This is a genomic window from Alkalihalophilus lindianensis (assembly GCF_032843265.1).
GTDB lineage: Bacteria > Bacillota > Bacilli > Bacillales > Bacillaceae_D > Alkalihalophilus > Alkalihalophilus lindianensis.
The window spans coordinates 960,203-979,826 of the sequence record NZ_JAWJBA010000001.1 but is presented as its reverse complement, the minus strand read 5'-3'; the positions used below and the strand labels follow the sequence as shown (position 1 = coordinate 979,826).

Below are 19,624 nucleotides of genomic sequence, written 5' to 3'. Positions count from 1 at the left end.
ATAACTTTCAAGTATTTTTTCAATGAAAACTACATTAAACGCAAGCTCACTTTTTCTAGGTGAGCTTTTTTAATGGAAAGGAGGTAAAAATGAAATCACCAGCCATTTGGATTTATGACAAGGATGAACAGTTACAAACAATATTACACCCTGAAAATAAGACCTCTCAGAATGATGAAAAGGTGTCAGAAGATCAGGAAGTGGGTCTTCCCTATTTTGATGGTACGCTCACAGAAGAATTGAACGGAGAAATGATTCTTGAATTCTCTGTACCGGCCGATCATGAAAAGGCAGCATTAATTGAAATGGATGGTCGGGCTGTAACAAGAGATCCTGATGGGAATCTAGTCGAGTTCATTATTCGTATTCCAGAAGATGAAGACGGGCCAGATGGACCGATGAAACATATCTTTGCTGAAGGTGGAGAGTATGAACTGATTGACGAATGGATTACTGGCTATCGAGTACCTAGTGTAGATCTTAAAACAGCTTTAGCTGCCGTTCTTCAAGGAACGCGCTGGTCAGTAGGAGAAGTAGCTGATCTAGGAAAAAGAAGTCTTGATCTAGTCGATATGTCAGTGAAAGAAGCTATCAGTGAATTATTAGATGCATTTAATGGCGAGATCGGATATAGAATTGAAACCCAGGGAAATCAAATTATCAAACGCTATATTGATATTTCAAACCGGAGAGGGGATTACTTAGGTAAAAGGTTTGAGATCGGAAAAGACATTCAAAGTATTAGACGAATCCCAGAATCAACTGGAATCAAAACCCTGTTGTATGGACGAGGAGCAGCAAGGGAAGACGGCAGCCGCATTACATTTGCCGATGTAGAATGGAAAAAAGAAAATGGAGATCCGATTGATAAACCAAGGGGTCAAACGTTTATAGAAGATGTCGAAGCTAGGAATCTCTGGGGATATGATCAAGGGAGAAAGCACCGCAAGGGAATGTATGATGGTCAAGAAGAAGCCCCTGCTGAATTATTAATGAACACGTGGAGATATCTTCAGACTGTTAACAAACCTTCTTATACGTACGAACTTAAAGTGATCACGCTTGCTTCTATCATTGGATATGAACATGAATTAGTTCGACTTGGTGATTCAGTGGACGCTTTAAATCGTCGCATCTACCCAAATATCATTGTGAATGCTTCGATCATCAAGTTCATTCATGATCTGAATTCTCCGGAGCACTCTGAAGTTATACTTGGTGACTTCCGTGAGAAGTTTAGTCAAGAAAGCAGAATGAGACAGCTAGAACGCCGGCTTAATCGTAAAGAAGGCACTTGGGACAGTAAGCCCTCAAGAGATGAAGTAAAGCAAATAGCTGAAGAAGTGCCGGTCACAGATGATCGTTTTGCAAATATTGTACCTCTGCCTCCTGAGCAAGTTAAAGCAGAAGGACTCTTTCAAAACATAGTAGTGAGTTGGGATTACAATACCGCTTCTTATATCGCAGCGTATGAAGTGTTTGCTTCGGAAGAAGAAGGTTTCACACCTGCAGCTGATGACCTAGTGTTTAGAGGTAAAGTCAGCACCTTTATCTTTGAAGGAGAAACGAACAAGACATATTACTTCAAAGTAAGAGCAGTGAACTATCATGAGGTTGCATCTGGTTACTCTGAAGAAGTTTCAGCAAGCACCGTCCACATCATATCAGATGACATTTTATTTGGTCCTGACATTGCAGAGAAGCTTCGTGAGTTAAGTGAGACTGCATCATTGTTAGCTGATGGTTCGATTACATCTGACATGATCAGTGAACTAGCGAAAGAACTGATAAAAGACGATGTGAAAGAATACACCAATCAGGAAGTTCAAGCCATTAATGATCAGTTGATGCAAGAGTTAGCTGAGAAAGCAGGTCTTGAATATGTGGACGGTCAGTTACTTCTTGTAAATCATAAGGTTAATGGGTTAGAGGGTACGACCACTCAGATTCAGAACAATATAAGCAGCATTGAGAATGCAGCGAGCCAATTACAAACCCGTGTGAACGATCTACAGAGCGATATGGTGGATTTAGAAGTATCAGTGAGTGATGATGTCTCTAGCTTGCAAAGTACTGCTAGTAGCTTATTACAGCGGGCTGAGGAGCAGGAATCGGCTTTAGCTTCTGCCAATGGTCGAATTGTGAGTGTGGAAGAGAATATTGACACGATTAACGGCACCATGTCCACCACGATCTCAGAGCTAACCAGTGTGAACGGTATTGTCTCGGAGCATCAGACTACTATTGAGCAACACGCCGGTTTAATATCGGAAAAAGCTAGCATCACCAGTGTGGATACATTAACCGGACGGATCAGTACAGCCGAAGGCAGCATTGAAACGATTGCCGGCCAAGTTTCTATCAAGGCGAATGCAGAGGAAGTCTACACTAAGTCAGAAGTCAACACAGAGCTTGGAAAGAAAGTAGACACCACGGTTTACAATAATCAGATGGCGCAACTTGATGTGAGAATGGACGGAATCTTTGCAGATGTTTCTTCTGTACAAAGCGAAGTGTCCGATGTAGATACACGCCTTGTCTCAGCTCAAACGCAGCTTAACATACAAGCGGGGTTGATAGATGCAAAGGCAGAACGTTCAGAGCTTACCACAGTAGATGGAAAGGTAACCGGTGTGAGAAAGGATCTTACTAATCTACAGATTGATCATAGCGGATTATCATCAAGTGTTATTAGTTTGCGAAGTGATTTTGATGGGTTAGAGATTGGTGGAAGGAATCTTGCAAAAGGAACAAGTAGCGAATTTAAGTCAATTACAATGAATGGTTGGAATGCCTATCATGACGGATCACTTACACCTGATACAGATGTAATACCAGAAGAATTCTATACAGTTAGGGTTTACTATAAAAATGTTACAGATATAGACATGACTGTTCGCGTTTTTTGGACATTGGAGAATGGTTCGAGGGTAGAGTCAACTAATGGGAGCGTTGTTGCAGTTGGAGAAGAAGGGTACTCACTTATCACAAGAAAAGCACCATCAAACGCAATAGCAGGGAAAGCTGTTATTAGAAGAAGGGAAGGCGGAAACACCCTTTCAACGGTAGAATACAAAGAATTGAAATTTGAAAAAGGCAATAAAGCAACCGCCTGGTCGCCAGCTCCCGAAGACATTGATTCTGCAATCTATACAGTTGAGGAGTTTGCATCAAGTATTGATCAAAAAGCTGATTCGATTGCAACAAATGTTTCTAGCCTTACGCAAACGGTAAACGGGCAAGGGTCAAGGATCACGAGTGCAGAAGCTACACTGACGCAACATGCAACAAGCATTAATCTAAAAGCGAATGCTACAGATGTTTATACAAAGTCGCAGGTTGATAGTGCGGTTAATGGTCGAGTAAGTACAACCGTTTATAACAACAAAATGGGAGAGCTTGATGTTTCGATTAACGGTATTCTTGGACGAGTGAGCAACACTGAAACAACCATGAACTCATTGACTGGTGAGGTTTCAAGTGCATTAAGTCAAATTGCCTCCTTAGATATTCGAGCAGATGGAATTGTTCAGAGTGTGAGTGAGGTTAGAGCTGATTTTGATGGGTTAGAGGTTGGAGGGAGGAATTTATTTAGGAATAGCCAAACTAGGGGTATTAGACCTAACAACTCAACAACTACCCCAATGCAAAATACAACAATGGATGATGAATCTGAAAAGTATATCAGAACGACTCCAACGAATGGTACGATAGTCAGTTGCTATGATTTTATAGAAGGAGATATACCTACACCGTTAAAGGTCGGCGAAACGTACCTTATATCTCTTATGGTGAGAGTATCTCATGATGCAGAAATTAGAATAGGGATGACATATCGTGACGGTAGTACTACTCGTGGTCATAATAGCTATACAGATGTCCGAAAATCGGATGGCTGGGTTCAGATATACCTAGTAGTAAATGAGTCAAAAGTTTATGACCGAATAAATACCCTGCTATATACGAATGTGCCAGTAGACTACTTAGACCACAAAAACTGGAAAATCGAAAAAGGTAATAAAGCTACCGACTGGACACCAGCTCCTGAAGACGTTGATTCGGTAATTACAGCCTTAAATGGTCGTATATCTTCTGCTGAAGGTACACTGTCTGTTTTACCTGGTCAAATTGAAGCAAAAGCTTCTCAAACATCCGTTAACAACTTAACAGGTCGCGTGAGTCAAGCTGAATCAAGCTTGTCTGTTCAGGCTGGGCAAATAGCTGCAAAAGTAGAGAAAGACGGGGTCATTGCTTCCATTAACCTCTCGTCAGAAGGCTTAAGGATCAATGGTGCTCTGAATCACATCACCGGTCAAACGTTGATTGAAAATGCTGTGATTGGTAGTGCTGCCATAGCTAATGCAGCGATCACTAAAGCAAAATTAGGAACAGCCATCATTGGAACAGCTCAAATAGAAGATGCTGTTATTACAAACGCAAAGATTGCGAACCTAGCTATTGATACAGCCAAAATAGCAAATGCGGCTATTACGAATGCGAAGATAGCAAACTTAGCAGTGAATACCGCACAAATTGCAAATGCAGCTATCACAGATGCAAAGATTGCTAGTTTGAGTGCAGATAAGATTACAGCCGGAACATTGAGTGCTGATCGCATTTGGGGTGGAACAATTACCGGGGTTGGAATCAATATCTTGGAAGATGCTAGAATAGGTGCAAATCTTAACATTGGTCAAAGAGCTGGAGCAAATAACTATCATAATATCGCAAGCATTCACTTTGGAGACTTTGCAACCATTCATGCACTTAATGCAATGGGAACGATACGTTTACTACCAGGAAAAGGTTCGCCTGTTAGCTTGGAGCTTGGTGGTTTGAGCGATGGCTTTGCAGCGTTACATGCCGGTGATCAATTCCGTTTGTCAGTTCAAGGGAATATGGAGTTCAATTGGAATGTATCAGGAACGGGTCATCCTCTTTATCGAGTTGGAAACAACATTCTTAAAGGAAGAAAAGACACGAATCGATTTGAAGTAAGAAATGCAGCAGACACGGCTTATGCTGCAATTGGCGCTTCTGAATTCATTACTTCTTCAAGTCGTAAACTGAAAACAAACGTCGAAGCGATTGATGACATTGGGTTATACGTCATTAATGGCTTAAAAGTCGTGGGTTATGACTTGATTGATAATGTACAGAACGGAATTTATGACCGTAAAGTTGGTTTAATTGCCGAGGATAGTCCGGCAGTTGCAACGGCTGACCAAGAAGCGATCAATACGAATACGTTGATTCATTACAATGTGAAGGCGACCCAAGAGTTATCGTCACAGGTTCGTACTATGCAAGATGAAATCCTATGGTTAAAGCTTGAAAATCAATACATGAAACAAAAAATAAAACAATTAGAAGCCTGCTAAGATGCAGCATAGGAGGAATCATTCATGAAAGTAGCAATCGAAAATGGAAAAGTGGTACCAGCAATCAATTATCTTTACGGTTTAAAACTAGTAAGAAAGCAATCTCGTATTCGTCGTGACTTTATTAAATTGCTTGACGAGCGAGCAAAGAAAGTTGATGAAGATCGCAAAGAGATTGCAAAAGAACACTCTCACAAAGATGAAAAGGGAGAAGCCGTTGTTAAGAATGGCAACTTTGATATTAAAGACTTAGAGGCGTTTCGTGAGGACGTTAAAGAGTTGAATGAAGAAGAACTTATTCTTGAAGGTGGTGAGCATCGTGGATTGATTCGTACCATGAAGCAGATCTTGGCCAAGTTTGAAGAGGATGAGTATGAGGGACAAACTTCTGAGATTTATGACTATCTCTATGAAGCATTTGAAGTCGATCAAGTAGAATCAGAAACTGAAAAGGGAGCTGAATAAATATGAGTCAACAATTCGAAATCCAAATCACAGGTACAAATATTCGTTATGCAGATGGAGGCATTTCATCTGTGCATGTTCAATTCCAAGCACGTGACCCAAAGAGTCAGATTAACCTTAGTGGGTACATTCCGTTGGAACCAGAAGAGTATCACGGGAATGAAGCGATGGACTCGTTAAGGAATGTCATCAAACAGAAGATTATTGATCGAATCAATGGTGTAGAGGAAGCTCCTGCTGAATAGTAGGGGCTTTTCATAAGCATATTAATATTTGTTGTAAAAGGATAAAAAACCTCCCTATGGAAATAATAGCTATAGATTATGGAAAGGGGAAGCATCATGGGTACACATAAAACGAAGAGTACATTTAATAAGTTAGCTGAAGAGAGAAAACGCAAAGTAGAAGAAGAATTAGAAAATCAATTTAAGAAGCCGATCCTTCATAAAGCGATTAATAGCAAGGAAGTATATATCCCTCTGGATACCGAAAGGTTATGGGGGTAACGAGGAGCCGACATTTGTTGGTTCCTTTTTATTTATAAAAGGGGTGTGAACGTGGAAAACATAACAGTTTGGGTAAACAGGGAAAACCTAGACGTCATACACATGTACTTGTTTGGCGGTGTGAAGTTTTTAGATCTATTAGCTTTATTAATGTTAATTGATGTAGCCACTGGTATTACAAGAGCCATTAAAGAAAAGAGGTTAAGGAGTCGAACGGCTTACTATGGTTACGCTCGAAAGGTAGGGGCATTCGGGATCATTATAGTGGCGAATATTATAGACATCATACTTGACCTAAACGGTGCGGTAGCAATAGCTACGGTGCTTTTTTATATTTCTGTGGAGAGCTTGAGCATTCTAGAAAACTACACACAGATTGGCGGCAAGGTGCCCAAGGCAATTAAGGATAGTTTGCATGTGATTGATACTTCTAAAGGAGATGAGAAACGTGACTAAACAAGTAACGGAATGCGTATTTTGTGGCAAAGAGATCACCTGGAGTAAAGACCTATTTGTAGAAGGAAACCACGGGGAGCCGGTATGCGATGATTGCAAGGAGGTTGAGTCGATTGAGGAAAATTAAAATCTTTATTGATCCCGGACATGGCGGTACCGATCCAGGAGCTGTTGCGCATGGCTTACGTGAAAAAGACCTTGTTCTAACCATCGCACTAGCACTTAAAAGGTATCTTGAACAATTCGAGAATGTGGAAATCATGCTTAGTCGTGAAGATGATCGGTTCCTAACTTTATCGCAACGTACCCAAATGGCTAATGCCTGGGGTGCTGATATCTTCATTAGCGTCCATATTAACGCAGGTGGAGGAGCTGGCTTTGAAACTTTTATTTTCAATAGCAGTGTATCTACGGCAACCATCTCGAACCAACACATCATACACGCTGAAATTATGAAAGCAATTGGTGGGAATGACCGAGGGAAGAAACGAGCAAACTTTGCCGTTCTACGAACTTCTAACATGCCAGCTATATTAACTGAAGCGGCTTTTATCGATAACGCTATTGATGCAGTTAAGTTAAAAGATCCACGGTTTATAGAGAGTGTGGTTCGTGGTCATGGAGAAGGCATTGTCAAAGTCTTCAATTTAAAGCCTAAGCAAGTGAACTCTTCAGTTGCTAATCAAACAAAATCCCAAGAAGATAAAGAGGAGGAATATTTTAATATGAAACTTACACAAGTAGAACTAAGCGCGGTTATCAGTGCATTAGAGGATTGGACAGATGAAACGAAGCATAGCCATCCGCTAGATAAGGAGTGGCTTGAGAAAGCTCGTAAAGGTGAGCTAACTATTCGCAATGCGGTCCGCTTGCAATATGAAGCGCGGCGTAGAGGAATTAGATAGTTGATTTTGTAGGTTAGTACAATAAAAAATAGGAGTGATTGTTATGTCAGATAAAATCAAAGTGTTAGAAGAAAAGATTGAGAGAGTGGAGCAAACTATTTTATCTTTAGAAGTTTCGGTGTCGATGATGGCAGGTGAGATTAATAGAGTGAATGAGAAGGTAATGGTGACGGAGAACGAGTACAAAGAGTTGGAAGATAAGACGAAGGTATTGGATGTAACTGCTAATGGATTACAGAGGCAGAGAAATTCTCAGGGTCAAAATCAAGAATTGAAAAAGATTAGAACCTCTAATGAGCCAAACATAAGAGGTTCTTTTCAATTTACAGATGATGAACTTAGTATCATTTACCGGGCTGTATTTTTTGAATCGAAAAATTATGAAGAGGTAGATGCAAATGGTTATTTAGGAAATGCTACATCAACTATTCTAAGTAAAATAGCTAATTATAACAAGGTTATTGCAGATCCATTTTATGTTTCACATCATCTTTCTAAAGCTGATTGATCACCATTTAAATATTCAAAAGCTAGTGTGTTAATCACATTTAACATGAAGTGACAATCTTCTTTAAGAGCAATGCCTGGACTTGTATGTGATGCCATATTTCTCATTTTATATGCAACTTCAAGACGGGTATTGTCTCTTCTTGAAGTAATACGTTCGTTTACCAAACGCTCTCTTAGTTTACCTAGTTGAGTGTCCCCAGTCTTAACTTTTTTTACTTCATAGTGCTCTAGGATTTTTAAGCAGAGGGTTTCTAAAACCACTCCAAGTGTAGCAGCGCATGGTAAAAAAAGGTTAGAATGGTATGCTGCCATAGCTTGGTCAAGTTGATAGTTGAAATCCTCGTCTTCTACCAGCTTCATTAATGGTTTTAAGTCTAAAATTGAAAAAGGGAATTTATGTGCATCTTTGGCAAAATAGCTTAACGGTTTGGTATTTAGGGTTTTAAAATGTCTAACCTCGTTTCTTATAAGCTCAGTAATCTTATGCACTAACATACTATTTTCGACAGATATCTCGAAGTCATTTGTACGAAAAAAAGAATTATTGAACTTGAGACCTTCATAAGAATCATTAATATCAAACATCACTTGGGATTTATCATAATCCATTGAAGGCAATACTTCCTCTAATAGAAAATCATGTGGATTAATATAATTATCAATCCCTACTAAATCCTTTTCCTTCAATACGTATATTTCCTTTTTTCTATCTCCGGGGGTAGATAAATACAATATTGTGGCGGCCAACTGATAATTAAAATCATAAGGTTGTATTAAAAATAAAATAGAGCAATTTTCCTTTTTTAAAAAACGAAAAGGTTCAGGATTATTCTTCAGATTTTCTCTGTTAAAAGTATTTAACCTTTTAATATAGATATCTCGTAACTGGTCCTCTGCCATTACAGCATTTTGGATATATTCATCAAATTTAAATGGATCATCTAAACCTTTGTACTCTAGTTTTAGAACCTCTGCCATGAAAAAACCTCCACATTTTAATAGATTTGTATTTTACATGACTATACTATCATTATTTTAGGAAATTTAGGAAGTGTTATATTCTTGCTTAGAAATGGATAATGAATCGAAAAACGAAAAAACACCTACTCCCTGCCTAAGAGTAAGTGCTTTTTCTGATCTTTTTTCATCATCATTCTATAATCGTATCGGGTAAGATACAGATTAATTTTAATACTTTATGCCTAAATTGTCTACACAATTATTGAGGCAATTTCGATCGAGTAAAGATTGCTTCGTTTATAATTGTGCGTACTGTAGTAGACACGTTTACAATAGCAACCTTACTTTTCGCCTCAGGCCCAATTTCTTCTATAAGTTTAGCGAATAATTCATCTGCAAAAGATGAAGTTACCATCTGGACATTAGAAAGATCAACTGTAACTTTATGTTCTGCTGAAATAATGGAAAGTAATTCACTTCTAATTTTAGCTCCTAGATCTCTCTCAGTAAGTACGCTGCCGTTTTGTGCTAATGAAAACATTTATACCACATCCTTTAGAAGAAAGTATCTTGGAGGCTATCTTCCAAGACCTCATTTAGATTTGTTTGAAGTACATTCGGGATTCGTAGTACTACGATTGTTCCTTTAAACTTCGTCGGAAGCTTAATGATCTTTGGGTTATCGACTGGGTTTTTCTTACTGACCTCTAATTTGTATTGCTCAGTGACAATTGTTACTGAAGCTTTTTTATTTCTTTCAGCTATTTTACAAAGATTATACAATCCAACACCTGGTGATTTTTCAGCATAGCCTACTGGGTTATGCGATGCACTGGTGTACTGTTGTATACTATGCTTTAGTATTTCTACATCAGTACCATAATTACCTGCATTCCTCAAAGATTCTATTATACCTATACCACAATCACATATGGTAACCTCATTTACTGTTTGACCCATGTAATTTTGAAAACTAATTCTACCAGTTGAAAAGGAATGTCTTCTTACATTACTTACTACTTCGCCTATTGAATAAGATAGCATTTCCCTGCTGTCTTCGCTAATAAAAACATTAGGTCTATCAGAGTACTCTTCTAAAGATTTAGTTAATCTTTCAGTGACTCTCATGTCGCTATTAGTGATGGTTTCTAATTCTAAAAAACGTCCATTCGAAGCCTGTTTATTAAAATCATAATCGATGTGAGGTAATTCATTGAAGAAACCTAATCTATTCGCATAGTTAAAAGAGTTAGATTCACCTTTAACATCATATCTAAATCCCTCATTCTGTAAAAAATCTAGAAAGGCTCTCGCGATAACTAAACTTGAATTGCTTACAAAATCCGAGTTGAAAATAACTTGAATATAAAAATCTTCTCCAAATTGATCTCTAAGTAAACTTGCTTCGTCTATGAACTCAGTAGTAGTTTGAACTAGAAGATCATCCGGAAAAGAGCGTACATAAAATTTTAGTAGATGCATAAGGTGCCACCCTTCATAAGTATTGGTTCTTTTTACATAATAATACTTATGGAACTAAAATTTCTATGATTTCGACAAAACTTACTATTAAACGACAAGTAATAAAGTTTGCTACTTATTCACATATGACCGCAAGATATCACGCACGTTATTAGCCATCACATGAGAAAGAACCTTCATTTCTTGTTCTTGTCCTCTAACCACAACGAGATAATTGCAGTATTTCACACTGGATGATGAATCCACTCCTAGTTCATGTACCGCAATCCCTTTTCTTTTAGCTTCGCGTTTTAGTTCACCTATGTCTTTACCGATCCAATCGATCTTGCTTTTGAAAAAATCCAAGTAGATATCACTGAACTTAAACTTAGAGGCTTCCATCTTTTCTAAATCCTTCTCTATTACTCGTCGTGTCATAGGAAGATAGATGTATTTTAGGATCAATTCATACTCATCTTTAGTCGTGATCATAAACAAACACCTCGTCTTTTTGTTTTATTATATACGAATGTTTGTTCGTGTTTCAAGTAGAAAAAAGAGCCAATTTAGGCTCAGTTGTTTAAAGCATTGTCTTCGTAATAGCGGTCAGCAGCAGATTCGAAGTCATAAATATTAAAGGTTTCCCAATTAATATTTTCTGCGTTCTCTGATCTTAAGGCGATTGTCATTACAGTTTTATCAATTTGATTACCACTGGCTTCTGTTAAAGGTAGTATCCAATTCAGTTGGACTTCACTGATACCTTCTTCTTCAAAGATAGGGGGTAAAATCTCTTTAGAATTGAGTAACATATCATCTTTTGTTCGTGCTGCAGTTCTATGTTCATTAGCATTCAGTTCCAGAGTGAGGATGTAATTGTCTTCCCCTGCGATTACATCCTCTATAGAGTTAATACTTTCCACCCTTGGCTTATCTGTATTTAATGCTTGATTTCCAATTAACTCTTTAATGATCGATTCGGTTATAACCTCTAGAGATGTACTAGAAACTGATGGGGCACTACTGGTGTCCGAGTTATTGGTATTTGAACTAGAGCTTGTGGATACAGCTGTACCAAACTCAGTAAAAGACGTTAGTTCATCATTATTAAACTTTAACAGTACTTTTGTTTGATCCTCTTTTAGATATTCTGCAGTAATTTCACCAGTGTCGCTTTCGTGAGAATAGTGGGGCTGGCCACCGACTAATTGGTAGATCGCTTTTGCGCTCATTCCATTTTCTAATTGTTCATATTGCTCGTTTGAGAACTCAGCTGAATCAGTTTTGGATGCCTCTAAATAGTTATTATTTCCACAAGCAGACAAAACAAATGTTAAAGCTAAGCTCAATCCAAGTAATTTCTTCAAAGCATTTCCTCCTTTTTATCCCAAAAACATCTTACTATCTATCTACGTTCTTCTTCAATAGAATGTTTCCATTCTTCAATAGAACATCCCCATAGTTCTTCTACAGAGGTATTCATAATGTGTGCAATCTTCAAAGCTACTGGTAAGGTTGGCAATCCACCTTTTATGATATTTGTTAAAGTGCTGTTCGAAATTCCTACTTTCTTTGCAAGCCATCCTTTTTTACGGCCTTCTTCTTTTAACATATGCTCTAATTTGTTCATCATAATCACCCATTTGGTGTATTCTCGAAATTTTTTTATAATCCTGCTAGTACTTATTTAGTGTGGACAGGCAATTTTTTTTACAACGCCCATATAGTGTATCAATCCCCAACAAAAAGGAGTCGATTACTAATGGCAAATAAAGCTTCTGTAGTTCGCCCATCTCATCACATACCAGCTAATAAGTTAGGACGCAAGGTATATGCTACGGTACTACTAGAAAGACAAGAAAGAGGGCAAATATGGTTGAGTCGAGAAGGTAAGGATTTACTATTAGATTGGATACATGAGAAATGAGTTTTACTTCTGTATTACGTTCAGCAGCTAGAACATTTTCTAGCCACAAGAAGCCTATCAAGAGTCGTTATAAGATGTTAGACAGCACGTATATGCTTCACTCTTACGAGGATTTAGAGGAATTATATAGAGGTGCTACAACCACAAGTGATTATGTTCATATCATCAACCACATGGATAGACACAATGTACTGGACTATGGCAGGTATGGATCCTTAGCTAGTCAAATGATTAACGACAACGGGGAGTTCAGAAAGAGGTGGCATGAATGAACACAATCCTAATTGTCGGTGGCGGGGCTATAATTGGCGCTGTCGGAGTGTTCGCATTAAAGAAGAAACATCGCAGTGACTTAGCTTGGACATTAGAGCTAATGATGAAGCTTGGTTTAATCAGTTCAGTAGGCTATATCGTGATTCAAACAGGAAAAACCATTATTCACATGTTCGGCGGTTTTCCATACTGACACGCCACATGGCGGGGCGTGAGTATAGGTGTGATATGTTGTTTCCTTTTGTTACTATTGTCCATTTTAAAACGACATATCACGTTTAATCGTAACTCTATAGGAATTGGGGCGTGGTTTTGTGTTAGTGGAATCAATCGGATTCGGTGCAGTTGTTGGTGGTGTTTTGTTGGCTCAGTCGATGGCAGGAAAGAAAGGGAAAACGGATCGTGACAAGATTGAGGAAGTGTTTGAGAATGTCTATTTTTCTGTTCGTAAAGGGAGCGGAAAGGACTCTTATGATGAGTTTCCTAAGTTCCTGAATGAAGGGGAATGGGAGCATGGTCATTCTTACGTGTACCAGTTGCCAAAAGGGATACCTTTCTCAGCTTCTGAAAAGATCAGACCTGCTATAGAGGATGCACTAAATAAGCCTGTAGCTATGGAATGGAGCGGTCGTTTGCATATCAAGGTATCTAAAATTAGGATCCCAGAAAACGTCCAATACAACTGTATAGAGGGTAAGAAGTGGAATGTACATTTAGGGCTTTCTCCTTTCGGTGACAAATTTATTGATTTTGATAAATATCCGCATATGATCGTTGGTGGAATGACACGCAAAGGGAAAACGGTATTACTTAAATCGATCACAACATCGCTATGCTTGCAAAATGGAGAGTTAGCACAGTTTTATATGCTAGATCTAAAAGGTGGCTTAGAATTCAATTCTTATGCGAATTTGAAACAGGTGAAAGGTATAGCTGACGATGTGAATAGTAGCTTGCAGATTTTAGAGCAGCTCAATCACGATTTGGATAAATGGATGGAAAATTTTAAGGAGCAACGATACTCAAATGTAGTGGAAAGTGGTGTGAGTCGCAGGGTGTTTATTATTGTAGATGAAGGGGCCGAATTAGCAAAGACTCCTTCTACGCCAAGAGAGGATAAAAAGAAGATGGATCGTTGCCAAGCGATCTTATCACGGATCGCTCGTATCGGTGGGGCATTGGGGTATCGGCTTATATTCTGCACTCAGTACCCCACAGGCGATACCTTGCCTAGACAAATAAAACAGAATGCTGATACAAAAGTATGTTTCGCTCTCCCTACAGAAATAGCGAGTCGAGTAGTATTAGATGAAGTAGGAGCTGAACAATTGCCGAGGATACCAGGAAGAGCTATTTTACGTACGGATGAAACGACAACGATACAAGTACCTTATGACAATGACTTCACGCAATATTTAAAGGAGTGGGAACGTGAACAACATCGAGAAGAATCGCAAACGGACGGAAGAGATACTAAAGAGCCTCGACAAGCACCAGTTCATGACAAGAAGCCAAATTCAGAAGCTTCACCATTTAGGTACTGACAACAATGCAAGAAGGGTGATGCGTAATTTAAACGAATGGTTGTGCAGTCGATTCATCGAGGAGAAAGTCTACTATTTAAATAAAAGAGGACGCGAAAAAATAGGCTCTGAAAACATTGCGAATTGGAACCCCAGCGTATTGCACACGGTCATGAGGAATGATGTATATCTGTATCTAAAACCTTCACAATGGCACATTGAACAGTCTATAGAAGTAGGAAATGAAGGATTTAAAATAGTTCCCGACGCTATAGGGGTTAGGAGAGAGTTAGACCAGGAACGTTTCTTCTTTGTTGAAATCGATAATACGCAAAGATGGTCAGAGAATCTCAACAAATTGCAAAAGTACCGAAAGCTTAAAGAATACAAAGTTTGGCAGGAACATCATGGCTACTTTCCTACAATCGTATGGCTTACGAAATCAAAATTGCGAGCTAATGAATTAAAAAAGATAACGGACCTAAAAATGAATGTTTATGAATGGGAGGAGATTAAATGATTGCAGCAGGGATTGTATTAAGTATGTGGGCATGCTACTTGTTTGGTGCGAATCGCACCTTGAACATAATAGAAAAGAAGCAAGAAATGAATAAATCGCAAATAGAACAAGTATTATATAGCAAATAGAGGGTTGAACAAGCGATATTAGGTGAATGTACCCTGATATCGCTTGTTTTAGGTAAAAATAACCTATGAGCATGCATACAAAGTTCGACAAATTTCACCGTTGTTAGGTTGTACAATAATAACAAAGTTGTAAATTGTGTAGACAAAAGACTTGAAATGAGAACAATCGTTCGTATATAATGACCATATAAGAAAAAGCACATTATCAAATTCATGCGCTTTATCTCCAGTATGTAGTTTTTATTTCTCTGTAGGTAGTAAGGTTCTTGTTGATAAACTCTATTTCATCTTGTTTTAATGACTCGATGAGTATAGGGTTGTCAGTTCTCCGAAATATAAAATCCAAAGAGACCTTGTAATAATCCGCTAGTTTGATCAACAATTGATAGTCCATTTCGCGCTTTCCTTGTTCGTACATAGCGTAAGTGGTTCGAGCAACACCAAGCAGCTTAGCGATGTCTTCTTGAGTTTTATTACGATTAAGTCTCAATTCACTCATTCTTGTATTCATAAGACGCCAGTCCCCCAATGTCATTCTTTGTTAATTATATCGACAAGGGGACAAGTGTTGTATCAGTGTTACAAAATGCGTATTTATTCTCTTTTAACTACACAATTTGCAATCATTGCAGGGGGGATCATCATGAAGAAAAAAGTCGAACTGAAAAAGATTGCCGAATTGCTGGGCATAAAAGAGGAACGTATTATAAAAGTAATTACTGGTTGTGTTGACGAACAGAGCGAAGAAAAGAAATAACACTCTTTGCTTCAGACTCAGATAATTCTTTCCCGTCTAAGGTTAAATTGAATTTCTCGAGAAGTTTATCATTACTCAATTCCAGGTTATTGGAAAATTCCTTTTCGTTTATATACGAAGAGGTTTTTTCATTTCCTGAGTGTAAACGCTCTGGTACTTCGTCATAGATAAGATCGTCTTCGTCCCAATAACCGCATACAATCATAAGCTCATTTAGGGATGTTGTATAAAGGTGTTCAGCTAATAATTTTATTGTTTTTACATTAGGTTTTTGTACTTCCTTTTCAATTCTAGAAATGGTAGCTCTAGAAATTCCAGTTTTCTCAGCGATGTCTCTTTGAGTCTTAAATCCACTTTTGATTCTATGATCCGCTATAAATTTACCGAAATTAATTTCACTCATTTTTAACTTCATCTCCTAGTATCAACCTATATTAATATCATACCCTTATTATAACAATTTGATTGCGCGCGTGCAATTTTTATTTCAAAAAAGGTTGCGCTCTCGTAATTTATTATTGTATAGTTTATGTACGAGGACGCAACTTATTCACGAATTGAGGTGACGAAATGAAAAAATATATAATTCGTCTAGATGTTAAAGAGTTCTTAAAGGCAGCTATCGATCATGAAATTTCAAGCGATACAGAGTTAGCGGCAAAGATCGGTGTTTCAGTTTCACAAATTTGGAGAGCGAAATTAAATAAGGATGATCCAAGATATTGTGCACCTGGACCCGCATTTATTGCTGGTGTAATAAATGCTTTTGGAGAACCATTCGAAAGATTCTTTTTTTTGGAACCTGAGTTACGAGGTCGTAACTTATCGGATGATTATAAGAAAGAGGTGAATGCGAAATGAAAACAGATAAACAAAGTAAGTTCATTATAGTCTGTGCTGTTTGTTCCTACTTGTTTGCGATGTTCTCGATAGTTAAAGATGTATTGTTTTAATACGGAAACACCGACACAAAATCAAAACTCATTTCGAAATTATGAGAGAAGGGAGTTATTGCATGAAACAAACAGTCAAATTCAATTTAGAACAGCAGTCACAAGTTATCGAAGCTCTGGAGTCTTATCAAATGGAGTTAAAAGAAGCAGAAGTGAAAAGAGTAGATTTAATTATTGCACATCTGGTTGGAGGCTCTGATCAATACGATAGCGAGGAAATGATCTATATCGTACGAGCTCTTAATGCATTCAGCAAAGTGTTGGAAGGTTGCAGAGAGCCATTAGCTGCCACTAAATATGAAATCTTAGCATCGAGAGTGGATCGTAAGCGTGAGCAGTTCCAGTTAGCGAATCATCCATTGAAAAAGATGTCATTAGCTTAAGGAGGTGATAGAAGTGTTAGCGGGAGATATAAAAGTTAAGCAGTTCTTAGGAGAAAATTTGGAAAAAGGGATCAATGAGTGGTTAGCAGAGAATCCCTTTTCGGAAATCCTTGATATCAAATTTAGTGCAAGTGCAACAAGTGAGGATTGGGGAACTGATGCATTGATTATCTATAAGGAGGCGAAATAAATGAAGATCACATTTAAAGAATTATTCCTAACAGGATTTAAAAATCACCGCGATCTTACAGTTAACTTTGGCGAGGAAACGAAGATCAGCGGTGATAACGGCGAAGGTAAATCAACAGTTGTTAATGCACCTTCATGGGCCTTCTTCGGAACAGATGTTTTCAAGAATAAGCTTGATCCTACACCAGTAACATACGAGTCCGAAGAGACAAAAGTTTCATTAATTTTAACTATCGATAGTAAAGAAGTCAAATTGACTCGTGAGTTGAAGAGTGGAAAAGCAAAGTATTACATCAATGATGTACCGAGCAAAGCAACTGAATTTGATTTACTGGTTTCCAATTTAGGTGATAAAGACTTCTTCTTATCACTTTATAATCCGCACTACTTCTTTACCCTTAAATGGGATAAGCAACGCGAAATGCTTTTACAATATGTTGCTGCTCCATCTAATAAGCAAGTCCTTAAAGAATTGCACGGTCCTCAATCTGATAAATTAACAGAGTTATTGAAAAAGCATAAGTTAAATGATATCGAAAAGATCCATCGAGAGAATAAAACAAAGATGGAAAAAGCTCATATTTCAGCAGAGAGCAGAACAAAAACTCTAAAGGGACAACTTGATCAATATGAATCTTATGTAATCTCTGTTAATGAAGTTGAGGATGAGCTTGGTGAGATCGGGCAATTGTTAGAGCAAGTTGATAATGATATTTCTAACGCAAACGAGAAGAATCGAAAATTTAGTCATATTCAATTTCAACTCGAAAACCTCCAAAGTGAAATTGAACACTCGAAGGAAAAGTACTCACAAATAAAAAATGAACACATAGCTTCTGAGTGTCCTTTGTGCAACCAATCACTGGATGAAGACTCTATCGAAGCAGTAAAAGATAAGAAGCTCCAAAGAATGGAAGAGCATAAAGATTCTCATAAATTATTGTTAGATAAAAAAGCCTCATTAAAAGAAAACCTAATGAACCTTGAAAGAGTTGAGCTAGATGATCTCCTCTCAAAACGAAATGAATTGGATGATAAGCGACAGCCTCTAATACAAGCTTTACGTTCAGTTAAACAAGTAGATCAACTGAAAGAACAAATCGAAATAGCTGAACAGGACGAACAAGAAAAGCTCAACAGCTTAAATGATTCAATCTTTATCATCGATGCTATCAAAGCATTCCAGGCAAAAGAAGCTGAGTTGCAAGGTGAAAAAGTACAAGCTCTATTTACTACCTTATCAGTTCGTTTGTTTGAAGAACAAAAGAATGGTGATATCAAGCCAACCTTTGTGATTCAGATGGATGGTAAAGACTATAAGATGCTCTCACTCTCTGAATCTATTAAAGCTGGTTTAGAGTTGCGTGAAGTATTGAGTGAGCAAAGTGGAGTAGTGGCGCCAACATTTGTTGATAATGCGGAATCTATTACAGCGTTTAAAGGTCCTACTGGTCAATTGATAACTAGTCGAGTGGTCGCTGATCAAGAGCTGAAGATAGAGGTGAGCGAATAATGAAATTATCAGAAATGCTGAAAGCTCTAGAAGATGGGAAACGTGTAAGAAACACAGCCTGGCCAACAGATCATTTTTGGGAAATGGAAAGCGCTCGGATTGTATCAGTTGGTGATGGAAAAAAGATGTATCCTAAATATCATCTTAATGATTTGTTCGATTACGGATGTTGGGAGGTTGTTCCTAAATACGTATCTTTCACAGATGCTATGAAAGCTTTTGAACAGGGTAAACAAGTTGCCATCTCAATAAGCGGACATTATGTCACTTTTAATAAAGCAGATAAAGTTCAACTTAAACACAACTTCATAGGAGAGTTCACTTTTCGAGAACTAGTGGAAAATAAGTGGGTGATCGAAGAATGAAACAAGAACTAATGACCCAATTAGCAGATTTGGATAAGCAGTTTGAACAACTAGAGCTTATTCGAAATCGAGCTCAATTTGAAGTTGATGCTTTGCAAAGTGATCTTCAACAGTTGGGAGGAGCTTATAATGCGTAAAATATACTCGCTTGAAGTTTCTTCAAAAACAAGCAATTCTATTGCAGTTTTTAATTTCAAAACTAAGAAGCAAAGAGAGTTAATGCTTAATATCTTAAATGATTGTGATACAGATGCCAGGCTTCAGTTAATCAATAAGGAGGTCTCTCGTAATGAAACAAGGCAAGAATCCTAATCGTCGTCAAAAAGAATCTATTAAACAATCAGGTCTTAATCCAAATAACTGGCTAGTAAGCAAAGCAAATGATGATCAGTTGCTATTAATCCATAGAGAAACAGGCACATCAAAATTAATTTACTCATAAGGGGAGA

General features: G+C 37.9%; 30 protein-coding genes. 22 read left to right on the top strand and 8 right to left on the bottom strand.

Annotation, left to right across the window (positions count from 1 at the left end):
* The first annotated feature begins 89 nt into the window (after positions 1-89).
* The 8 genes from RYX56_RS05325 to RYX56_RS05290 all read left to right on the top strand — a co-directional run bounded on the left by RYX56_RS05325 (position 90) and on the right by RYX56_RS05290 (position 8,221).
* Positions 90-5,381 (top strand): phage tail spike protein, encoded by a 5,292-nt coding sequence (locus tag RYX56_RS05325; RefSeq protein WP_317121093.1) that lies wholly within the window; start codon positions 90-92, stop codon positions 5,379-5,381.
* 24 nt (positions 5,382-5,405) lie between these two features.
* Positions 5,406-5,846 (top strand): hypothetical protein, encoded by a 441-nt coding sequence (locus RYX56_RS05320; protein ID WP_317121092.1) that lies wholly within the window; start codon positions 5,406-5,408, stop codon positions 5,844-5,846.
* Positions 5,847-5,848: 2 nt separating this feature from the next.
* Entirely contained in the window at positions 5,849-6,091 is a 243-nt protein-coding gene (locus RYX56_RS05315; RefSeq protein WP_317121091.1) for a hypothetical protein, read from the top strand.
* Between the two features lie 96 nt (positions 6,092-6,187).
* Positions 6,188-6,352, top strand: a complete 165-nt coding sequence (locus RYX56_RS05310; RefSeq protein WP_317121090.1) for a hypothetical protein — start codon at positions 6,188-6,190, stop codon at positions 6,350-6,352.
* A gap of 51 nt (positions 6,353-6,403) precedes the next feature.
* Positions 6,404-6,808: a phage holin family protein gene (locus tag RYX56_RS05305; protein WP_317121089.1), complete on the top strand. Its 405-nt coding sequence runs from the start codon at positions 6,404-6,406 to the stop codon at positions 6,806-6,808.
* Positions 6,801-6,935: a hypothetical protein gene (locus RYX56_RS05300; protein ID WP_317121088.1), complete on the top strand. Its 135-nt coding sequence runs from the start codon at positions 6,801-6,803 to the stop codon at positions 6,933-6,935. Before RYX56_RS05305 ends, RYX56_RS05300 begins: the two co-directional genes overlap by 8 nt.
* On the top strand, positions 6,922-7,713 hold the full coding sequence (locus tag RYX56_RS05295; RefSeq protein WP_317121087.1) for an N-acetylmuramoyl-L-alanine amidase family protein: 792 nt from the start codon (positions 6,922-6,924) through the stop codon (positions 7,711-7,713). The genes RYX56_RS05300 and RYX56_RS05295 overlap by 14 nt, the downstream gene beginning before the upstream one ends.
* Before the next feature lie 43 nt (positions 7,714-7,756).
* Complete coding sequence (locus RYX56_RS05290) at positions 7,757-8,221, top strand: hypothetical protein (RefSeq protein WP_317121086.1); 465 nt, start codon at positions 7,757-7,759, stop codon at positions 8,219-8,221.
* Here the strand turns inward: RYX56_RS05290 and RYX56_RS05285 are convergent.
* From RYX56_RS05285 to RYX56_RS05260, 6 genes are all read right to left on the bottom strand, one after another.
* Entirely contained in the window at positions 8,200-9,201 is a 1,002-nt protein-coding gene (locus RYX56_RS05285; RefSeq protein WP_317121085.1) for a hypothetical protein, read from the bottom strand. The two genes, RYX56_RS05290 and RYX56_RS05285, sit on opposite strands and share 22 nt — an antisense overlap.
* Before the next feature lie 241 nt (positions 9,202-9,442).
* Positions 9,443-9,724, bottom strand: coding sequence for an STAS-like domain-containing protein (locus RYX56_RS05280; RefSeq protein WP_317121084.1), 282 nt, complete (start codon positions 9,722-9,724; stop codon positions 9,443-9,445).
* A 14-nt stretch (positions 9,725-9,738) separates the two neighbouring features.
* Positions 9,739-10,665 carry a hypothetical protein gene (locus tag RYX56_RS05275; RefSeq protein WP_317121083.1) on the bottom strand — a complete coding sequence of 309 codons (927 nt, stop codon included), beginning with the start codon at positions 10,663-10,665 and terminating at the stop codon, positions 9,739-9,741.
* A gap of 111 nt (positions 10,666-10,776) precedes the next feature.
* On the bottom strand, positions 10,777-11,136 hold the full coding sequence (locus RYX56_RS05270; protein ID WP_317121082.1) for a YhjD family protein: 360 nt from the start codon (positions 11,134-11,136) through the stop codon (positions 10,777-10,779).
* Positions 11,137-11,216: 80 nt separating this feature from the next.
* Complete coding sequence (locus tag RYX56_RS05265; protein ID WP_317121081.1) at positions 11,217-12,011, bottom strand: hypothetical protein; 795 nt, start codon at positions 12,009-12,011, stop codon at positions 11,217-11,219.
* Positions 12,012-12,049: 38 nt separating this feature from the next.
* Positions 12,050-12,277, bottom strand: a complete 228-nt coding sequence (locus RYX56_RS05260) for a helix-turn-helix transcriptional regulator (RefSeq protein ID WP_317121080.1) — start codon at positions 12,275-12,277, stop codon at positions 12,050-12,052.
* Positions 12,278-12,406: 129 nt separating this feature from the next.
* Between RYX56_RS05260 and RYX56_RS05255 the strand changes: the two genes are divergently transcribed.
* The 6 genes from RYX56_RS05255 to RYX56_RS05230 all read left to right on the top strand — a co-directional run bounded on the left by RYX56_RS05255 (position 12,407) and on the right by RYX56_RS05230 (position 15,015).
* On the top strand, positions 12,407-12,571 hold the full coding sequence (locus RYX56_RS05255) for a hypothetical protein (RefSeq protein WP_317121079.1): 165 nt from the start codon (positions 12,407-12,409) through the stop codon (positions 12,569-12,571).
* Positions 12,568-12,843: a hypothetical protein gene (locus tag RYX56_RS05250; RefSeq protein WP_317121078.1), complete on the top strand. Its 276-nt coding sequence runs from the start codon at positions 12,568-12,570 to the stop codon at positions 12,841-12,843. Before RYX56_RS05255 ends, RYX56_RS05250 begins: the two co-directional genes overlap by 4 nt.
* A complete protein-coding gene (locus tag RYX56_RS05245; protein WP_317121077.1) occupies positions 12,840-13,037 on the top strand; it encodes an LPXTG cell wall anchor domain-containing protein in 198 nt (65 codons plus the stop codon). Before RYX56_RS05250 ends, RYX56_RS05245 begins: the two co-directional genes overlap by 4 nt.
* Positions 13,038-13,158: 121 nt before the next feature.
* Positions 13,159-14,388 (top strand): FtsK/SpoIIIE domain-containing protein, encoded by a 1,230-nt coding sequence (locus RYX56_RS05240; protein ID WP_317121076.1) that lies wholly within the window; start codon positions 13,159-13,161, stop codon positions 14,386-14,388.
* Positions 14,345-14,887: a replication-relaxation family protein gene (locus RYX56_RS05235; protein WP_317121075.1), complete on the top strand. Its 543-nt coding sequence runs from the start codon at positions 14,345-14,347 to the stop codon at positions 14,885-14,887. The genes RYX56_RS05240 and RYX56_RS05235 overlap by 44 nt, the downstream gene beginning before the upstream one ends.
* Complete coding sequence (locus RYX56_RS05230) at positions 14,884-15,015, top strand: hypothetical protein (RefSeq protein WP_317121074.1); 132 nt, start codon at positions 14,884-14,886, stop codon at positions 15,013-15,015. Before RYX56_RS05235 ends, RYX56_RS05230 begins: the two co-directional genes overlap by 4 nt.
* A 220-nt stretch (positions 15,016-15,235) precedes the next feature.
* On the opposite strand, the gene RYX56_RS05225 is transcribed toward RYX56_RS05230, so the two are convergent.
* Positions 15,236-15,526: a helix-turn-helix domain-containing protein gene (locus RYX56_RS05225; RefSeq protein ID WP_317121073.1), complete on the bottom strand. Its 291-nt coding sequence runs from the start codon at positions 15,524-15,526 to the stop codon at positions 15,236-15,238.
* 205 nt (positions 15,527-15,731) lie between these two features.
* Positions 15,732-16,175, bottom strand: a complete 444-nt coding sequence (locus RYX56_RS05220; protein ID WP_317121072.1) for a helix-turn-helix domain-containing protein — start codon at positions 16,173-16,175, stop codon at positions 15,732-15,734.
* A 167-nt stretch (positions 16,176-16,342) separates the two neighbouring features.
* Here RYX56_RS05220 and RYX56_RS05215 point away from each other — a divergent pair, with 167 nt between their 5' ends.
* From RYX56_RS05215 to RYX56_RS05180, 8 genes are all read left to right on the top strand, one after another.
* Positions 16,343-16,633, top strand: coding sequence for a hypothetical protein (locus RYX56_RS05215; protein WP_317121071.1), 291 nt, complete (start codon positions 16,343-16,345; stop codon positions 16,631-16,633).
* 154 nt (positions 16,634-16,787) lie between these two features.
* The gene (locus tag RYX56_RS05210) at positions 16,788-17,108 is read left to right on the top strand and encodes a hypothetical protein (protein WP_317121070.1); all 321 of its coding nucleotides are present in this window, start codon (positions 16,788-16,790) and stop codon (positions 17,106-17,108) included.
* Positions 17,109-17,121: 13 nt separating this feature from the next.
* The gene (locus RYX56_RS05205) at positions 17,122-17,298 is read left to right on the top strand and encodes a hypothetical protein (protein ID WP_317121069.1); all 177 of its coding nucleotides are present in this window, start codon (positions 17,122-17,124) and stop codon (positions 17,296-17,298) included.
* The gene (locus RYX56_RS05200) at positions 17,299-18,810 is read left to right on the top strand and encodes an AAA family ATPase (RefSeq protein ID WP_317121068.1); all 1,512 of its coding nucleotides are present in this window, start codon (positions 17,299-17,301) and stop codon (positions 18,808-18,810) included.
* Entirely contained in the window at positions 18,810-19,175 is a 366-nt protein-coding gene (locus RYX56_RS05195; protein ID WP_317121067.1) for a hypothetical protein, read from the top strand. Before RYX56_RS05200 ends, RYX56_RS05195 begins: the two co-directional genes overlap by 1 nt.
* Entirely contained in the window at positions 19,172-19,312 is a 141-nt protein-coding gene (locus RYX56_RS05190) for a hypothetical protein (protein ID WP_317121066.1), read from the top strand. The genes RYX56_RS05195 and RYX56_RS05190 overlap by 4 nt, the downstream gene beginning before the upstream one ends.
* Positions 19,305-19,487: a hypothetical protein gene (locus tag RYX56_RS05185; protein ID WP_317121065.1), complete on the top strand. Its 183-nt coding sequence runs from the start codon at positions 19,305-19,307 to the stop codon at positions 19,485-19,487. The genes RYX56_RS05190 and RYX56_RS05185 overlap by 8 nt, the downstream gene beginning before the upstream one ends.
* Positions 19,465-19,617, top strand: a complete 153-nt coding sequence (locus tag RYX56_RS05180; RefSeq protein ID WP_317121064.1) for a DUF6906 family protein — start codon at positions 19,465-19,467, stop codon at positions 19,615-19,617. Before RYX56_RS05185 ends, RYX56_RS05180 begins: the two co-directional genes overlap by 23 nt.
* The last annotated feature ends 7 nt before the right edge of the window (positions 19,618-19,624 follow it).

Bases quoted from the DNA above. Each gene is read 5' to 3' on its own strand.
- RYX56_RS05230 (WP_317121074.1), top strand. From the start codon at position 14,884: ATGATTGCAGCAGGGATTGTATTAAGTATGTGGGCATGCTACTTGTTT.
- RYX56_RS05215 (WP_317121071.1), top strand. From the start codon at position 16,343: ATGAAAAAATATATAATTCGTCTAGATGTTAAAGAGTTCTTAAAGGCA.
- RYX56_RS05325 (WP_317121093.1), top strand. From the start codon at position 90: ATGAAATCACCAGCCATTTGGATTTATGACAAGGATGAACAGTTACAA.
- RYX56_RS05320 (WP_317121092.1), top strand. From the start codon at position 5,406: ATGAAAGTAGCAATCGAAAATGGAAAAGTGGTACCAGCAATCAATTAT.
- RYX56_RS05280 (WP_317121084.1), bottom strand. From the start codon at position 9,724: ATGTTTTCATTAGCACAAAACGGCAGCGTACTTACTGAGAGAGATCTA.
- RYX56_RS05260 (WP_317121080.1), bottom strand. From the start codon at position 12,277: ATGATGAACAAATTAGAGCATATGTTAAAAGAAGAAGGCCGTAAAAAA.
- RYX56_RS05250 (WP_317121078.1), top strand. From the start codon at position 12,568: ATGAGTTTTACTTCTGTATTACGTTCAGCAGCTAGAACATTTTCTAGC.
- RYX56_RS05200 (WP_317121068.1), top strand. From the start codon at position 17,299: ATGAAGATCACATTTAAAGAATTATTCCTAACAGGATTTAAAAATCAC.
- RYX56_RS05285 (WP_317121085.1), bottom strand. From the start codon at position 9,201: ATGGCAGAGGTTCTAAAACTAGAGTACAAAGGTTTAGATGATCCATTT.
- RYX56_RS05220 (WP_317121072.1), bottom strand. From the start codon at position 16,175: ATGAGTGAAATTAATTTCGGTAAATTTATAGCGGATCATAGAATCAAA.
- RYX56_RS05195 (WP_317121067.1), top strand. From the start codon at position 18,810: ATGAAATTATCAGAAATGCTGAAAGCTCTAGAAGATGGGAAACGTGTA.
- RYX56_RS05310 (WP_317121090.1), top strand. From the start codon at position 6,188: ATGGGTACACATAAAACGAAGAGTACATTTAATAAGTTAGCTGAAGAG.
- RYX56_RS05255 (WP_317121079.1), top strand. From the start codon at position 12,407: ATGGCAAATAAAGCTTCTGTAGTTCGCCCATCTCATCACATACCAGCT.
- RYX56_RS05290 (WP_317121086.1), top strand. From the start codon at position 7,757: ATGTCAGATAAAATCAAAGTGTTAGAAGAAAAGATTGAGAGAGTGGAG.
- RYX56_RS05210 (WP_317121070.1), top strand. From the start codon at position 16,788: ATGAAACAAACAGTCAAATTCAATTTAGAACAGCAGTCACAAGTTATC.
- RYX56_RS05225 (WP_317121073.1), bottom strand. From the start codon at position 15,526: ATGAATACAAGAATGAGTGAATTGAGACTTAATCGTAATAAAACTCAA.
- RYX56_RS05185 (WP_317121065.1), top strand. From the start codon at position 19,305: ATGCGTAAAATATACTCGCTTGAAGTTTCTTCAAAAACAAGCAATTCT.
- RYX56_RS05235 (WP_317121075.1), top strand. From the start codon at position 14,345: ATGACAAGAAGCCAAATTCAGAAGCTTCACCATTTAGGTACTGACAAC.
- RYX56_RS05245 (WP_317121077.1), top strand. From the start codon at position 12,840: ATGAACACAATCCTAATTGTCGGTGGCGGGGCTATAATTGGCGCTGTC.
- RYX56_RS05180 (WP_317121064.1), top strand. From the start codon at position 19,465: ATGAAACAAGGCAAGAATCCTAATCGTCGTCAAAAAGAATCTATTAAA.
- RYX56_RS05315 (WP_317121091.1), top strand. From the start codon at position 5,849: ATGAGTCAACAATTCGAAATCCAAATCACAGGTACAAATATTCGTTAT.
- RYX56_RS05270 (WP_317121082.1), bottom strand. From the start codon at position 11,136: ATGATCACGACTAAAGATGAGTATGAATTGATCCTAAAATACATCTAT.
- RYX56_RS05275 (WP_317121083.1), bottom strand. From the start codon at position 10,665: ATGCATCTACTAAAATTTTATGTACGCTCTTTTCCGGATGATCTTCTA.
- RYX56_RS05190 (WP_317121066.1), top strand. From the start codon at position 19,172: ATGAAACAAGAACTAATGACCCAATTAGCAGATTTGGATAAGCAGTTT.